Source organism: Cylindrospermum sp. FACHB-282, assembly GCF_014697195.1.
Taxonomy (GTDB): Bacteria; Cyanobacteriota; Cyanobacteriia; order Cyanobacteriales; family Nostocaceae; genus Cylindrospermum.
Map to the genome: position 1 here is coordinate 81409 of NZ_JACJRJ010000003.1, position 16498 is coordinate 97906.

Sequence of the window (16498 nt, forward strand, 5' to 3'; positions counted from 1 at the left end):
GGTAAACAGATAGATTTATGATAATACTGTAATGATTAAGTGGGATGCTATCACATCTGACACTTTGGGAAAATTAATTAACAGCAAATACGATAATTCCCTTGACAAACCGTAGTATATTGAGTACAGACTTGAATAGCCAAAACTACGCTCTTCTGGATCTTTCTTCCAAAGTGGAATACGCACTGCTGGCACTATTAGAACTGGCAAGCCACCACGATAAAAAGGTACCTCTAAATCTGAGCGAGATCACTGCCAAACAACCCATACCGGAACGCTATCTAGAACAAATTTTGACCAACCTGCGGCGTGCTGGTGTGGTGCAGAGTCAACGCGGCGCTAAAGGAGGTTTTGTTTTAGCTCGTGAACCTTGGCAAATTACCTTATTGGAGATTGTCACTGTAGTGGAAGGTGAGCGTAAAGAGAAAGAAAGCTCTGCGGCTTCCACTTTGGAAAGGAGTCTGGTTCATGAAATTTGGGAACAAGCCAACGCCGCCTCTATAGAGGTATTGCGTAGCTATACACTCCAAGATTTATGCCAGGAAAGAGAGGCTCGCGCCCAGCAGAGTCCCATGTATTACATTTAGTTAGGGAGGAGTACCATTGTGCGGATAGCGAGAGATATTACAGAGTTAGTCGGAAGGACGCCTCTAGTTCAATTAAATAAGATTCCCCAAAGGTCGGGAGCAGTTGCTCAGATTGTAGTGAAGCTAGAAAGCATGAATCCAGCAGCTTCTGTCAAAGACCGGATTGGCGTCAGCATGGTGGAAACGGCAGAGGCAGCGGGCTTGATTTATCCCGGAAAAACCACTTTAGTAGAGCCGACCTCCGGTAATACGGGAATTGCATTGGCAATGGTGGCAGCCGCTAAGGGCTACCATCTTATTCTAACGATGCCTGATACTATGAGCCAGGAACGAAGGCTGATGCTCAGGGCTTATGGCGCTCAACTAGAGTTAACGCCGGGGGTAGAAGGGATGCGTGGGGCGATCGCACGGGCGGAGGAAATTGTAGCGCAAACGCCCAATGCCTTTATGTTGCAGCAGTTTCGCAACCCAGCAAATCCCAAAGTTCATGCCAACACCACAGCGGAAGAAATTTGGCAAGATACTGATGGAAAGGTGGATATTCTCATAGCGGGAGTTGGTACTGGGGGGACGATTACGGGAGTTGCTGAAGTTATTAAACAGCGGAAACCAAGTTTTCAGGCGATCGCCGTTGAACCCACCAGCAGCCCGGTGTTAGCAGGTGGAAAACCAGGCCCACACAAGATTCAGGGAATCGGCCCCGGATTTGTCCCCGCAATTTACCGATCAGAATTAGTTGATGAGATTATTCAAGTAACAGATGAGGATGCGATTATCTACAGTCGGCGTTTAGCCAAAGAAGAAGGATTGCTCTCAGGCATTTCTACAGGAGCCGCTTTATATGTTGCACTTCAAGTAGCCCAGCGACCAGAAAATGCCGGGAAGTTAATTGTGATGGTACAGCCTAGCTTCGGTGAACGCTACCTCAGCACCTCACTATTCAAAGACCCCGAAGAGAATGATTGGTTGGCTAAGGTTTAAGCTTCCCAGCCCTCAAAGGACTGAGATTTCTGAAGAGTCGAAATGTGAACTACCCCAACTTGCCGAGTAGGGCTGAAGTTGGGGGTTTCATTAAAGTTATCCTTTCATTGGCGGTTCTTTGTCCAAAATCTACTCGTTAGATGGGTCAACTCGGTGCTTTTTGGCCGCTTCACCCAAGATATTGTGTGAAAACGAGATTGTAAAAGCCGCCAACAAGCGTTGGAACCGCCAATTTTGTCCAGGTTTTTCCCAAGGGAGTGGCTCAGAAGTCAAGGCAAGTGGCTTCTGTGCCGTTCGGCAATTTTCTCGTGATTAAACTAACAATGGACGAGCCAGGAAAAAGCTAGCAATTGATTTAGCATCTACCGGCTCTCCCTCCAAAATAGCTTTCTCCAGTTCTTCAGGAGTGAACAAGACAGTTTCTAGGTCTTCGTCTGCATCTTTTTCTGGTGGTGTCTCTAGCTTAGAGATATCTGTAGCCAGAAAAGCATAGATAATTTCATCAGAATAGCCAGGGGCGAGGAAAAACTCTCCTAGCTTGTTCCACTTGTCAGCCCGGTAGCCGATTTCTTCTTGAATTTCCCGTTTTATCGTCTCTAAGGGTTCTTCGTTGGGTTCTAGAGTACCTGCGGGGAATTCTAATACCCGTCCCTGAACTGCGAAACGATATTGGCGCACAAGTATCAGTTTACCTTCGGCCGTCACGGGCACGGCCAGAGCGCCACCAGGGTGACGAATACACTCCCATTCTCCCTCCGCTTTATTCGGTAAACGCAAGCGATTAACTTCAAAATTAAACTTGCGCCCTTTATGGAGTAAGCGTTGTTTTAGCAGTTGTGGTAATTCTCTACCTAATGGCATAGTAAAAATTTTTTGTCTGTAAATACACAGAATATATACGGTGTTTTATGGCAGAATCTGGGGTTTTCTGCGTTTAACGATGGTAATTTTAGTTGCCCATCACTAAGTGTACATCAGAACTGTCTACCTCTTTGAGCAAATCTTGTATCAAACGCCCAGAAACTGGCTCTATCCAATTTGGGGCGATTTCTGCCAGTGGTACCAACACAAAAGCTCGCTCCTGCATCCTGGGATGGGGAATTTGGAGAGTTGGTGTATCCACAATTAAGTCATCATATAACAATAAATCCAAATCAAGGGTTCTTGGGCCCCAATGTTCCTGACGCACACGCCCAAACTTTTGTTCAATTTCTAACAAAGTTTCTAACAAACTTTGGGGCGAAATTTCTACTTGCAATATAACGCAACCATTCCAGTAATCAGGTTGGGGTGGCCCCACCGCTTTAGTTTTATACCAACTAGATTTTGCTTCTAGGAAAATACCAGGTGTTTGGGCTAAATTCTCTAGAGCTGCTGCTAAGATGGCTTGTGAATCACCCATGTTACTGCCAAGTGCAATTGCACTTGCTTTGAGTAAACCACTGTCTGGGCTACTTAGCCTGGAATTAACCCCACCTGTTCCTGATGCTTTCAATAGTCTTGATATCCCGCGAAATTATTCAAAGTTTTGGATTAATTTATACTAAGCTAGGTTCATTGATGGATTCTCAAAGAACATTATTTAGTACTGAATTTAGTTAATTATTTATGGGATATTATACTAACACAAAGGCGGTGCGCTAACACCAAGTTTTTCTTATGGTGTTTAGGTGGCAACAACTTTGAACAACAGGCAACTAAATTTAAGTATCTCTGATAAGGAAAAAGCTGTGATTGCCGCCTGGTAATCATCACGAAAATGAGGAGTCCACACATGAGAACTTACCACCGACAATGCTGGTGAAGGCAAAACAGTTACTGAGCCAGATGACGAACGTCTCATTTGGAATGTTTGCCAGAATTGCCAGGAGCGATAAACCCTTTTATCGTCGTCTTTGGTTTTGGGCAGGCTTGGGTGTTGGTGGCGGCATAATCGCCTTTAACTACGGCATTGAGTCAATAGATCGGACTTTGCCAGATAAAGCGGAACTGAAAGCTGTGGTGCGAGAGCAAACTCTGACTATTAAAGCTGCTGATGGTACTATTTTAAAACAGCAAGGAGAAACGGCTAGAGAACAGCTAAAGCTGGAGCAAATACCAGACACCTTGAAAAAAGCTTTCATCGCCTCAGAAGATCGAAGATTTGAGCAACACAATGGGGTTGATGCTCAGGGGATTGTCAGAGCAGTTTTGAATAATTTGCGATCGCAGAATGTAGTAGAAGGTGGTAGCACGATCACCCAACAACTAGCGCGAATTCTCTTTCTTAAACAAGAGCGGACAATCTGGCGCAAACTTAAGGAAGTCCGCCTGGCACAGACAATGGAGCAAGAATTAACTAAAGACCAGATTCTTGAACGTTATCTGAATTTGGTTTATTTAGGTGCTGGAGCTTACGGTGTGGCAGATGCATCCTGGGTGTACTTCAGTAAACCAGTGGATCAACTCACCTTGCCAGAAATGGCAACCATCGCCGGACTAGCACCCGCCCCCAGTATTTACGCCCCAGATCAAAACCCAACTGCGGCAATCACGCGGCGGAATCTGGTATTGCAGCGGATGCAGGAAGATGGATTTATTACAGCAGATCAAAGGCTTGCAGCAACTCAAGAACAACTAACCCTCAAAAGCAGTTTGCCCAAGCGATTGGAAGTGGCATCTCCCTACTTTACTACCTACATTCAGAAAGAGTTGCCAAAGTACGTTGGCCCTGATGTGCTGGCTGGAGGGGGTTTAGTGGTGGAAACCACCTTGAACCTAACTTGGCAAGCAGCAGCAGAAGCAGCAGTTGCCAAAACCTTGAGAAATCAAGGTCGTTGGGAGAACTTTAAGGAAGCGGCTTTAGTAGCCATCGACCCCCGCAATGGTGAAATTCAAGTGATGGTTGGGGGAAAAGACTTTGGTAAAAACCAGTTTAATCGCGTTACTCAAGCACAGCGACAGCCAGGATCGACATTTAAGGGGTTTGTCTATGCTACTGCGATCGCTAGCGGCAAAAATCCCTACGACAGTTACCTAGATGCACCCCTTGTAGTAGATGGTTACGAGCCGAAAAACTACAGTTCCGACTTTCGGGGCTGGGTGAACATCAGAGATGCCCTCACCCGTTCTGTGAATATAGTTGCAGTCAAGGTGTTGATAGACGTAGGTTTTGAGCCAACGATTAAACTGGCCCATGATATGGGGATTAAATCGGAACTCAAGCCCACCTATTCCTTAGCTCTCGGCTCCAATGAAGTGAATCTTCTGGAATTAACCAGTGCTTACGGCAGCTTTGCAACCCTTGGATTGCATACAGAAGTTCATGGAATTCGCCGGATACTCAATCGTCGGGGTGAGGTAGTTTGGTCAGCTGATTACCAGCCCAAGCGGGCCCTAGATGCTGATAGTGCCGCTATCATGACTTGGATGCTACGCAACGTTGTGGTACAGGGGACTGGGAGTGCTGCCCAATTAGAGAATAGACCCGTTGCTGGAAAAACAGGCACTTCTGACGAAGCCCGTGATTTGTGGTTTATTGGCTATATTCCCCAAGTGGTGGCAGGAGTTTGGCTAGGTAACGATAACAACCGCCCCACTTGGGGGAGCAGTGGTAGTGCTGCTTATACCTGGCATGAATTTATGAAAAAAGCAGTAGAGGGAATGCCTGTAGAAAAGTTTCCGGCAAGACCTAAACTAGAGGATCGCAAAGGCAGCATTAAAGCAGAGCCTCTCAAGCCTAAACGAATTGTGAATCGTCCTATTTCTACTGATGATAAAAAATCAGATGGCGATAGGAATAGCAATTCTGACTCATCTACTACTAGAAGACGAAGAAGCCGCAGTAGTCGCTCTGCTCAACCAGAGCAGCAATCAGAGGATACCCCAAGACGCAGACGGCGTTACCAGCAGCTAGATGACAATACATCATCTAGACGGCAGCGTCGCTCTCAAAACAGCGAAGAGAGCCAATCATCTCGTCCACGGCGGCGATCGCGACAAGCAGAACCAGAGTCTCGGCGGTCTTCATCTCCCCCTAGTAATAGATCCTCAGGTTCTTCAGGTTCCTCCGGTTCCTCATCGTCACAGTCTTCTTGGCGGGACAGACTAAAACCCGGTCAATCCTCCTCAGAGTAACTAAGTACCAGGGGAAGAGACAGAAAGAACTTAATTCTGAATTTCCCCATCTCCCTATCTCCCTATCTTCCCTCTCCTCTTTGTAATATCCAAATAGCAAGTTATTCAAACTAGGGGGGGATGTAGATGATACCCTCGTCTTATACTCTTTATTAATTAGTATTACCTACACTAGGAGAATATACTCATGCATTTATTGCTCCAAATAGAAGCACCAGCAGCAGCAGGCTCCCATTTTCCCTTGGCTTTTACCTTGGTATATGTAGTTGGTTTTATCGCTGCTGTCACCATTGGTTCAATTGCTTGGTACAACTCGAAACGTCCCGCAGGTTGGGAGAGCAAAGAGCGTCCTAACTTTGTGCCGAAGGTTGATAAAGAAGAAACTCCAGGTCTGGGTGACCCGAAGTAGTAACTTGGTCAAAAAGGTAACTGGTAATTGGTTGTTTATATTACCAATTACCCATTACCCATTACCCATTACCAATTACCCATTACCCATTACCCATTACCCATTACCAAAGTTATATTAATTTTGAACCTCAACCCAACGACGGTAAAGCTTTTGAATTTGTTTAAGCAGCAGATTATGAGCTGGTTGGGTTGACTTATTTAACTGGGTTAACTCCTGTAATTTCGTCAGGAGTTTTGCCTCTTCGACCGCTACCTCACCATCGCTGTAAATTAAGCCACTGATGGCTTCAATGAGATTTTCGCAATCTTCAAGACTTGGGCGATCGCCTAAATATTCTTTTACCCATTCGTAGCACTCTTCTGGCTGTACGGGGACTAATTCATACAGCCAAGGTTTAATTTCTGGATCATGAGCCAAACCCTTTGCTTGAGCTATTTCGCGCAGATATTGCCGTTCTTCCGGCTGAATTCTGCCATCAATCCAAGCGGCTCCAATCAGGATTTTAACTAACTTTTTTACATGAGAATGAGTAGCCATTGCTGCCTCCTCTGGTAGATTCGGGCCTCCATCAAATCGTACAATCGCTCTTCTGTATTCACTCGGAATTATTGGTTTTTCTTAAGCGCACCATAAAAAAGCCATCCATGTCCTGTTGATGGGGCCAGACTTTTAGCCAACCTGGCGGTGTACTATAGGCAGAGTAGGGTGAATCAGGGCTTTCTGTCTCAATTTGCCAATGAGGATATTCAGCTAAAAATTGGGTAATAACCTCTTCATTCTCTGCCGGATGCAGGGTACAAGTGGCATAAACCAGCACACCACCTGTTTTGACAAAAGTCGATGTATGCGCTAATAATTCTGTTTGGAGTAGGGAGAGTTCCCGCACAGATTCTGGAGTCTGTCGCCAACGGGCATCAGCATGGCGGTGCATAGTACCTAAACCAGAGCATGGTGCATCCATTAATACGCGGTCAGCAGTGTTTTGAAATTGCGGTAAATTGCGGCTGTCACCTGTGCAAATTTCAATCGATTGCAAATTCAGCCGTTGAGCATTTTGTTGAAGTTTGCGGAGACGGGAGGGAGTGCGATCGCTTGCCCAGACTTTCCCATTATCCCCCATTAACTCAGCAATGTGGGTCGTTTTACCCCCTGGTGCGGCACAAACATCAATCACCACCTCACCGGGTTGGGGGTCGAGTAAATAACCTACCAATTGAGCGCTACTATCTTGGACAGTCCACCAACCCTCACGGAAACCAGGTAAATTTTGAATGGGGCCACTGCTACCAATCAATCGTAAAGCTTGGGGTAACCGGGGAATGCGCTTCACTAAAACACCAGCAGATTTAAACGCTGACTCAACTTGCTCAATTGAACTACGAAGCAGGTTTACCCGCAAATCAATAGTTGGTGTTTGATTCATCCATTCACATAATTGCTCTGTCTGGTCAAAACCCAGTTGTTCTAACCACACTTGAACCATCCAGTCAGGAAAGCTGTGTAAAATACCCAAGAGTGCTACTGGATCCTCTGGTAATTCTAACGGTTCTGGTGATTTTTCAGCCAAACGGATATATTGGCGCAACAGACCATTTGCGAAACCGGTGAGTCCAGGAAACCCATTTTCTTTCGCTAGTTCAACGGTGGTGTTGACAGCAGCTGAAAAAGGAATTCGCTGTTGATAGCGCAGTTGGTATAAACCCAGATGTAAGATAGTGCGGAGGTCTGGCGGTTGTTGCTGGGATTTTTTCGTAGCCAGTTGATCGATCAGGGCGTCGAGGGTGCGCTGTCTTCTGACGCTGCCATAAACTAATTCTGTGACCAAACGGCGATCGCGATCTGGCAAATCAATCTTTTGTAGCACTCGGTCTAAAGCAAAATCAGCATAAGCCCCCTTGTGAACATCTCGCAGGGCGTTAAAAGCTAATTGGCGGGGGTTAGTCATATTTCTAGGGGTAATAAACTTTAGGGTTGCTTATCTTAAAATAATTGATACACTTGTTCTTTTAGCCGAGTTAACCAGCGCATAATGGTGTATGTCAAGCGCGTGGAACTTACCAACTTCAAATCCTTCGGTGGTACTACTTCAGTCCCTTTGCTGCCGGGGTGTACTGTCATATCTGGGCCCAATGGTTCCGGTAAATCGAATATTCTCGATGCATTGCTGTTTTGCCTCGGACTCTCTAGTTCTAAGGGGATGCGGGCTGATCGTTTGCCAGATTTGGTAAATAATGCTCAAAAGCCTAAGGGACGGGCTTCTATTGAGGCTAGTGTCACGGTGACGTTTGATATTTCGGATGTCTCACGCAAAGGCGCAAAGGCGCAAAGGGAAGAGGTAGAGGAAGCAGAGGAGGAGGAAGATTTAAAATCCAAAATCCAAAATCCAAAATCGGCTGAGTGGAGTGTGACTCGAAAGTTGCGGGTGACTCATCAAGGGAGTTATACGTCGAATTACTATATCAATGGTGTTGCTTGCACGTTGACGGAGTTGCATGAGGAGTTGGAGACGCTGCGGGTTTATCCTGAAGGCTATAATGTGGTGTTGCAAGGGGATGTCACGAGTATTATCTCGATGAATGCGCGGGAGCGGCGGGAAATTATTGATGAGTTGGCGGGGGTGGCGACTTACGATCGCAAAATTGTCCAAGCTAAGTCTACTTTGGATGAGGTGAAGGAGAGGGAAGATAGTTGTCGCATTATCGAAACTGAATTAACTCTACAGTGCGATCGCTTGGCTCAAGACCGGGCGAAGGCGGAAAAATATCAAAAACTCCGCACGGAATTTCAGCAGAAGCAATCTTGGGAGGCGGTTCTATCTTGGCGTTCTCTGCAAGCACAGCAAGAAAAGTTGGTGGCGCAAATTCAAAGTGGCGATCGCAATTTTGCTGAAATTACTACTCAACTCACTACTCTCAATTTAGAAATTACTCAAAAAACTGCTGAACTTGAACAACTTAATGCCCATGTTAAGGCCTTGGGAGAAGATGAACTTTTGGCGGTACAGTCTACCCTAGCAACGCAAGAGGCGGAACGTAAGCAGCTCCTGCGTCAGCAAAAGGAGTTAGAAACGGCTTTGCAAGAAACTGCAAGGCGTCTGGCGCAAACTCAACAAGAAATTCAACAACATCAGCTTTCTTTGGCACAAGCTGCACAACAACAAAATGTAGAGACGGCAAATGTTTCTTCTCTACAACAGCAGCGGCATGAGGCACAGCAAGCTTTATTCGTTTCTCGCGCTGCTGCGGCAGAAATTGCTTCGGCGTCGGAAGCATGGGTGCAGCAACAAACGGCATTAAACCGCCAAATTGAAACTTTGTTGCAAACTCTCGAACCCCAACGCACTGAGCAAGCCCAGCTTCAGGAACGCAATCACCAATTACAGCAACTCATTCAAGAGCAAACTCAGTTAATTGCTACTTTAGAACCGCAATTAGTGGAAAAGCAAGGTGATTGCAGTGGGGTGGAAAGGGATTTTAACGCCTCTAGCGAACCGATTCAAGCTTTAGCTCGAAATCTCGCCGCTACAGAACAAGAGTTGCAAATTCAGCAAGAAACCCAAAAGCGTCTGTTGCAAGAACAGCGCGAAAAACAACGCTCTTTAGATAAAATTGAGGCGCAGTCCCAAGCACAGCAAGAAGTCCAAGGTACTCAAGCCAGTAAGGTGATTTTGCAATCGGGTATGCCTGGGCTTTGTGGGTTGGTTGTGCAGTTGGGGAAGGTGGAACCCCGCTATCAGTTGGCTTTGGAAATTTCTGCTGGTGGACGTTTGGGACATATTGTGGTAGAAGATGACAGCATCGCCGCCGCAGGAATTGAATTGCTGAAACAAAAACGCGCCGGGAGAGCAACTTTTTTACCGCTGACGAAAATTCATGCGCCGAAATTTACCCAAGATGCCACCCTGCGTTACGCTAGCGGTTTTGTGAATTATGCGGTGAATTTAGTTGAGTGCGATCGCCGTTTTCAAGATGTCTTTAGCTATGTTTTCGGCAACACGGTGGTATTTACCAATCTCGAACAGGCACGGAAAAATATCGGACTCTATCGCATTGTTACCCTAGATGGGGAATTGCTGGAAACTAGCGGTGCCATGACTGGGGGAAGCAATACCCAGCGTTCGGCGTTGCGGTTTGGCACAGGGGAAGCGGCGGAATCTGAAGAAACAATTGCTTTAAAAACTCGTTTGGCCGATATTGAGCGGGTTTTAGACCGTTGTAGTGAGGCGATCGCCACTTTATCAACTCGTACCAAAACCTTAACACAGGAACTGGCAGAGACCCGGCAAGGGCGGCGAGAACAGCAGTTACAGTTGGAGCAGTTGCAGAAAGATATTAAGAGTTTAACAGGGCAATTAGAGGGGACGCGCTCGCAACTCGCCCAAAATAACCAAAAATTCGCCACTTCTCAAACTCGCCTGGAAGTTTTAGAGCGGGAATTACCGGGACAGGAAACTCAATTGCAACAATTACGACACACGTTAGCAGAGTTGGAAGCCTCTCAAACCCCTAGTGAATGGCAACAAATCCAGGGGACAATCAGAGATCAAGAGCAACAATTGCAACAACAAGAAACAAAGTTAAGGGAAGCAGAGCAAAGATTAAAAAATCTAGAAAATCAGCAGCAGCGGTTACAAGAGAAAATTCAAGAAGGACAAACGCGGGTTGCAGAATATCAACAGGAAGAGGCAATAGGCAACAGGCAACAGGCAACAGTCAACAGCCAACTAGCAGAACTCAATCATCAAATTAGCGCCACTCAGGCATCTTTGCGGGAAAAGGAACTGAATTTAGGGGAAGAGAAGCAAAAACGGGACGCTACAGAGCAGGAATTGCGATCGCATCTGTTGCGGCAGCAGCAATTACAATGGGAACTAGAAAAACTCCAAGAAACCCAGGCAAAGCGACGGGAAGATTTAACAGCTTTGCAAACCCAATTGCGGGATTTAGGATCTGAATTACCCAGTCCCCTGCCAGAAGTTCCCGATAAAGTAGATTTAGAGGAATTGCAAAAAGAATTGCGATCGCTAGCCAAACGCTTACAGGCAATGGAACCCGTAAATATGCTGGCTTTGGAAGAATACGAACGCACCCAAAACCGCCTCCAAGAACTTACAGATAAATTGCAGACATTAGAAGGAGAGCGCACCGAACTACTTTTACGAATTGAAAACTTTACTACCCTACGCCAAAGGGCCTTTAAAGAAGCATTTGATGCTGTCAACGAAAACTTTCAATCAATTTTTGCCATCCTTTCTGACGGTGACGGCTATCTACAACTCGATAATCCAGAAGATCCCTTTAACAGTGGACTGAACTTAGTCGCTCACCCCAAAGGTAAACCAGTACAACGTCTAGCTTCCATGTCCGGGGGTGAAAAATCCCTCACCGCCCTCAGTTTTATCTTTGCCCTCCAACGCTACCGTCCGTCCCCATTTTATGCATTTGACGAAGTTGATATGTTTTTAGACGGGGCAAACGTGGAACGATTAGCTAGAATGATTAAACAACAGGCACAACAAGCACAGTTTATTGTTGTGAGTTTGCGTCGTCCGATGATAGAATCAGCCGAACGCACAATTGGCGTTACTCAAGCGCGAGGAGCTTATACTCAAGTTTTGGGTATAAAATTACAATCATCCAATACATCGGCTTGAGTTTCTGTTAAAAATAGTGTATAGATAAACCGGATTCGAGATCAGGACTCGGTATAGAATGACCTCTGAACAGATAATTAGGCGTTCCGACATATTGAACACCCAGGTGATCACCCGCGACAACGGCAAGCGGCTAGGTATCATCAGTCAAGTCTGGGTTGATATTGATCAGCGAGAGGTTGTGGCTCTTAGTTTGCGAGACAGCCTGATCTCTATTTCTGGTCTGCCCCGTTATATGTACCTCAATAGCATTAACCAGATTGGTGATGTCATCCTAGTTGATAACGAAGATGTCATTGAAGATGTTGAGGTCGAAGCTCTCAGCAACCTGGTAAACTGGGAAGTGATTACAGAGACAGGTGAAGTATTAGGCAAAGTGCGGGGCTTCAAGTTTAATGGAGAAAACGGCAAAATTTACTCCATAGTCATTGCTTCTTTGGGATTGCCCCAAATCCCCGATCAATTTTTGAGTACCTACGAGTTATCAGTAGACGAAATCGTGAGTACTGGCCCCAACAGATTGATTGTATTTGAGGGAGCCGAAGAACGGGTGAACCAGCTGACAGTCGGTGTCCTGGAACGCTTGGGCATCGGGAAACCACCGTGGGAAAGAGATGCTGAAGAAGAATATGGCTATAGTCCTCCCCGGACAATTGCCACACCAAATCAGTTGCCAAGTGGAGTGCCATTACAGCCACCCAGACCAAAAGTTCGCGCCCCCGAACCAGTAGCAAGGGAGGAAGAAGAATGGAATGAAGATTATATTGAAGAAGAAAGACCCCAGCGCCAAGTAATGAAGGCGCGGCAGTATGAATCTATTCAATACGAAGAAGACGAAGAAGACAACTGGAGTGAAGCCACAGGTAGGGATAGGTATCAACAACCGCCAAAATCCGAACCCCAACCCTATAACAAGCCTTATGTCGAAGAATACGATGATTACGACGACGTAGAAGGCGATGCTTGGGAGGATGAGCCAAAACCAGTCAATATTCCCAAAAAACTCAAAGAAAGACAGCCAGAATACGAAGAAGAAGGCGGATATTAAAACCTACCCCGTCAACAGTTATCAGTTATGAGCTAACTGATAACTGATTTAATAACAGCCGGTTGCAGCAGCCCAGCTAACCTGTTTTAAGTCACCACCGAATACACCAGTGTATTTAAAAGGTGATGTACCAACGCAAATCATGGAATTTTTATCAGCACGGCGGGGACTCCACCAGGAATCTGCCTCCACAGTCAAACTTTTGCCATTCCATGATAATCCTGTCACTACTAAAGAGTTAGTTTTACCATCACTCAACTTTTTGGCAGTGAGAAATGTAGCGTAGTTAACGTCACCATTGCTAGGATTAATTCTAGCTATAATGGCTACTTTAGCCCCGCCACCAGTGCCATAACTGGATAGCCAACGGCCAGTAGTAAAGCGCCGAAAATCATCACCAGTTTGGCTGCCAGTGGAGGAAAAGACGCCGTATAAAACATCACTACCATTCCAAAGGAGACCGTAGCCTGTACTATCGTCACTTGTTGTTTCGTAGTCAGTGCGACACCATTTCTTGACACCATTGTCAAAACGAATAATGCGAGGATTTTTGTTAGTAGATGATACTTGCTGATAACCAACGTAGATATTTGTTGTCCCAACAGTTACCCTAGGGCCATTTTTGCCTTTGATTGTCGCTTCAGTGTCATTACAAGTGAATGTTACAGTGCTCTTGACAGATATGAATGTATCTTGGGCTAAGACTGGAGGTGCTATAGCGGTGATTGCTAAATTAGCCCCTAGTATTACTGATAAAGCTGGAAATTTCAGATATTTCATGAATTGGGCCTGATAAATCATTTGGTTGCTCATTTCCGTACAATTACGTTGTGTACTTTGCAACTTCTATTTATTATTGTGCAAGTCCAATTTTGAAGCTATGGTGAATTTGCCGAATTAGCCATTTTTATCAACGAAGTCCGGCTTCAGTGTCATTACAAGTGAATGTTACACTGTTACTGACATAAAGAAAGCTGGAAGTGCTATGACGGTGATTGCTAAATTAGCCCCTAATATTACTGATAAAGCTGGAAATTTCAGATATTTCAGGAATTGGAACTGATAAATTATTTGGTTGCTGACTTCCGTATAATTACGTTGTGTACTTTGCAACTTCTATTATTGTTTGTGCAAGTCCAATTGTGAGGCTATGGTAAAATTGCTGAATTAGCCATTTTTACCAAAGAAGTGCGATCTCCTGCTTTTAACCCAATAGCGTATTGCACACCCTTTTGCCTCCAAGTTAAAGTAGCATCTGAGCAATTAGCACCACATTTAAAATCTTCAAAATAGCCAGTGATGCCCTTAGCTAAAGATACTGACTTTCCACGGAGGCGGGGCATTTTTTTAGTTACGGCTTCAGCAGCCACAATACCCAGACGACAAGCAGTCCCACCATTACAGTTTGGGCTGAAACCCAATAAAATTTCGTACTTACTTTTTGTAGCAGTTTCGATAATCGCGTAAATCGGGGTTTTCTCATCCGATTCAGGAATAAACTTGGGCAATAAAATCTGAATCTGAGTCTTTTGCTTTAATTTAGGCAGAATCGAGCGAAAAACTGGGTGTAATTGAGATTTTGTATTGCTACTGTGCTGCTGGGGCTGATTTTCGGCATTTGCTATAGCTAAATTATCAAAGCCGCTAAAACTTACTATTAGAAGTAAAGCACCAACAAAACTGATATTTTTCAAGCCTAAAATCATGCTTTGAAACCTATTTAATGCTAAATTTTACTGCCAGCTATTTTCAGATGAATAGAGAGAGATGTTATATCAATTCAAAATTCAAAATTCTTGATTTGATAGTGTTTCCGGGCTTGTAAGTAGAGCAACGTAAATAATTAAAGGTTTGTAGTAAGGGCTTCAGCCCTACTTTGTAAAGCCCTCCGGGCATTGCTGCGCTTACCGCGTAGCGTCGACCACAGGAGATAGAGAGGGCTAAAGCCCTCACTACGAGCTAATTTCAGCATTTTTTACTTTACTTAATATAGCTTGATTTCTGTTTGCATACTTACTTATCTGCCGCATTTTTTTTAAGGGTAATTTAGAAGTTTAAAATGTCTAATGATGCTTCTATTTCTAAATCTACAATTTTTGACCGCGTATCTTTGTGTTTTTCTAGCTTGCCCTCTTGCCAATAAAGGTCTGCTGCTTTCTGAAAATCCTCAATTGCTCCCTGCTTATCTCCCAATTCAAAATGAGCATTACCACGGTTGTAATAAGCATCAGCATCATGGGAATTAATCTGTATAGCCTGAGTGTAATCGGCAATGGCTGCTTCATAATAATCTAAATCAGGCTCAATATTGATTCCTGGCTTAACTTCCTGCTTTTCTCTGAATAAATAATCGGGAATTCCTCGATTTTTATCAGCAATAGCATCATGAGGATTAATTTTGATTGCTTCAGTATAATCCTCAATTGCGCCCTGATGATCTCCTATGTGAAAACGCGATTTAGCACGGTTTTTATAAGCAATAGCAACATGAGGATTAATTCTGATTGCCTGATTATAATCGGCAATGGCTGCTGTATAATCTCCTAGTTTATAATAAGAAAAACCTCGTTTGTTATAAATATAAAAATCATTAATATTAAGTTGTAAAGCTTGATTGTAGTTAATAATTGCAGCTTCATAATCCCCTTGGTCTAAAGATTCATCACCTAGTTTTCTATAAAGTAGATTTAAATCTGCATATTGGTAAATATAATCAAATCCGACCTGATGAGTTTTCAACTGATTCTTAGGTATTTGAGGAGGCAGGTCTACTTTGGGTATATGTTGAAAAAATGGGGGATTTTGTCTAATAACATGAGAAGTTGTAGCAGCTTGGAATTGTTCTAAATAGGACAATAAACCACCACCATACAACAATTGATTTATGCCAAAGGAAATTTTACCAGTTCGCAACTTAATCATTTGGGTAGGGAGAAAGCCAGCCAATAACAAGTGATATTTAGGTTGTGCTTCATTCACTTCTTCTTGAATCAAAATGCAGACGACAACAGCATTTTTTTCTACTTCTTCGGAACTAACTGACCATCTAACTTTATCAATACTGCCGTAACGGGATTTCACCTCAACACCAATTGAAGAGTTAGACGTCAGGGTAAAATCAATTTTGCCATCGCCGCCGAATCTTTTTTCATAATCGACTTCAGTAATAACATTCCCTAAACGTTCTTTAACAACTTCCTCACCTAACTTGCCTTTGAGATTATTGATAAAAACACCCCGGACTGGCGAAGTACGCTTATATTTTTCAGCCATCTGCCAGCAAAATTCCCGTAGAGCCTTTAACCTCTCTCCAGAGATGATAGTTAATTCACTATATTGACCTTCTGTTTCACAATGAATCAGACAACCAGAAGTGAATCTTTTAATAAAATCAGACTGTAGCGATCGCAGTAGCGTAATCCAGTCCATTTATAGTTCTGCGAATCTTTTAATTTAGCTTATTTTATTAAAATTTTTACTCGCTGTAAATCTTCCCATAAAATCTAACCCCTGCGCCTCCGAGAGGGGAGCGAGGGGGTTAGGTTTTGCATTAGTTTTTCCAAATGACGTAAAAACTCAGGTTTTTTCGAGACTCAAACTCAAGCAGAACTTACGCAAAAATGAGGTGAAAGCCTTGATTTACCGTAGTGGTAATTCCTGAATTGCCCCAAAATTTCTTACTTGCTGCGTCAGTCCAATCA

The 16498-nt window shown here is 44.3% G+C and carries 14 protein-coding genes; 6 read left to right on the forward strand and 8 right to left on the reverse strand.

What is annotated here, in order from left to right; genetic code table 11:
• Window positions 1-119 precede the first annotated feature (119 nt).
• Window positions 120-587 (forward strand): RrF2 family transcriptional regulator, encoded by a 468-nt coding sequence (locus tag H6G32_RS02415; RefSeq protein ID WP_190454499.1) that lies wholly within the window; start codon window positions 120-122, stop codon window positions 585-587.
• Window positions 588-605: 18 nt separating this feature from the next.
• Window positions 606-1568 carry a cysteine synthase A gene (cysK, locus tag H6G32_RS02420; RefSeq protein WP_190454219.1) on the forward strand — a complete coding sequence of 321 codons (963 nt, stop codon included), beginning with the start codon at window positions 606-608 and terminating at the stop codon, window positions 1566-1568.
• 129 nt (window positions 1569-1697) lie between these two features.
• On the opposite strand, the gene H6G32_RS02425 is transcribed toward cysK, so the two are convergent.
• From H6G32_RS02425 to folK, 3 genes are all read right to left on the reverse strand, one after another.
• Window positions 1698-1841 carry a hypothetical protein gene (locus tag H6G32_RS02425; RefSeq protein ID WP_190454223.1) on the reverse strand — a complete coding sequence of 48 codons (144 nt, stop codon included), beginning with the start codon at window positions 1839-1841 and terminating at the stop codon, window positions 1698-1700.
• A gap of 39 nt (window positions 1842-1880) precedes the next feature.
• The gene (locus H6G32_RS02430) at window positions 1881-2429 is read right to left on the reverse strand and encodes an NUDIX hydrolase (protein WP_190454226.1); all 549 of its coding nucleotides are present in this window, start codon (window positions 2427-2429) and stop codon (window positions 1881-1883) included.
• An 88-nt stretch (window positions 2430-2517) separates the two neighbouring features.
• The gene (gene folK / locus H6G32_RS02435) at window positions 2518-2970 is read right to left on the reverse strand and encodes a 2-amino-4-hydroxy-6-hydroxymethyldihydropteridine diphosphokinase (RefSeq protein ID WP_242046479.1); all 453 of its coding nucleotides are present in this window, start codon (window positions 2968-2970) and stop codon (window positions 2518-2520) included.
• Window positions 2971-3362: 392 nt separating this feature from the next.
• On the opposite strand from folK, the gene H6G32_RS02440 reads away from it, so the two are divergent.
• Complete coding sequence (locus H6G32_RS02440) at window positions 3363-5684, forward strand: transglycosylase domain-containing protein (RefSeq protein ID WP_242046480.1); 2322 nt, start codon at window positions 3363-3365, stop codon at window positions 5682-5684.
• A gap of 187 nt (window positions 5685-5871) precedes the next feature.
• On the forward strand, window positions 5872-6093 hold the full coding sequence (psb35, locus tag H6G32_RS02445; RefSeq protein WP_190454235.1) for a photosystem II assembly protein Psb35: 222 nt from the start codon (window positions 5872-5874) through the stop codon (window positions 6091-6093).
• Window positions 6094-6210: 117 nt separating this feature from the next.
• On the opposite strand, the gene H6G32_RS02450 is transcribed toward psb35, so the two are convergent.
• Window positions 6211-6633, reverse strand: a complete 423-nt coding sequence (locus H6G32_RS02450; RefSeq protein WP_190454237.1) for a TerB family tellurite resistance protein — start codon at window positions 6631-6633, stop codon at window positions 6211-6213.
• A gap of 58 nt (window positions 6634-6691) precedes the next feature.
• On the reverse strand, window positions 6692-8041 hold the full coding sequence (locus tag H6G32_RS02455) for a 16S rRNA (cytosine(967)-C(5))-methyltransferase (RefSeq protein ID WP_190454241.1): 1350 nt from the start codon (window positions 8039-8041) through the stop codon (window positions 6692-6694).
• A gap of 84 nt (window positions 8042-8125) precedes the next feature.
• On the opposite strand from H6G32_RS02455, the gene smc reads away from it, so the two are divergent.
• Both smc and H6G32_RS02465 read left to right on the forward strand, forming a co-directional pair.
• The gene (gene smc / locus H6G32_RS02460) at window positions 8126-11749 is read left to right on the forward strand and encodes a chromosome segregation protein SMC (RefSeq protein WP_190454244.1); all 3624 of its coding nucleotides are present in this window, start codon (window positions 8126-8128) and stop codon (window positions 11747-11749) included.
• 58 nt (window positions 11750-11807) lie between these two features.
• Window positions 11808-12797: a PRC-barrel domain-containing protein gene (locus H6G32_RS02465; protein ID WP_190454246.1), complete on the forward strand. Its 990-nt coding sequence runs from the start codon at window positions 11808-11810 to the stop codon at window positions 12795-12797.
• Window positions 12798-12845: 48 nt separating this feature from the next.
• Here the strand turns inward: H6G32_RS02465 and H6G32_RS02470 are convergent, their stop codons facing one another.
• The 3 genes from H6G32_RS02470 to H6G32_RS02480 all read right to left on the reverse strand — a co-directional run bounded on the left by H6G32_RS02470 (window position 12846) and on the right by H6G32_RS02480 (window position 16226).
• Window positions 12846-13577, reverse strand: coding sequence for a hypothetical protein (locus H6G32_RS02470; protein WP_242046473.1), 732 nt, complete (start codon window positions 13575-13577; stop codon window positions 12846-12848).
• Between the two features lie 368 nt (window positions 13578-13945).
• Complete coding sequence (locus tag H6G32_RS02475; RefSeq protein ID WP_190454252.1) at window positions 13946-14503, reverse strand: hypothetical protein; 558 nt, start codon at window positions 14501-14503, stop codon at window positions 13946-13948.
• Between the two features lie 340 nt (window positions 14504-14843).
• Window positions 14844-16226, reverse strand: a complete 1383-nt coding sequence (locus H6G32_RS02480; RefSeq protein ID WP_190454255.1) for a tetratricopeptide repeat protein — start codon at window positions 16224-16226, stop codon at window positions 14844-14846.
• Between the last annotated feature and the right edge of the window lie 272 nt (window positions 16227-16498).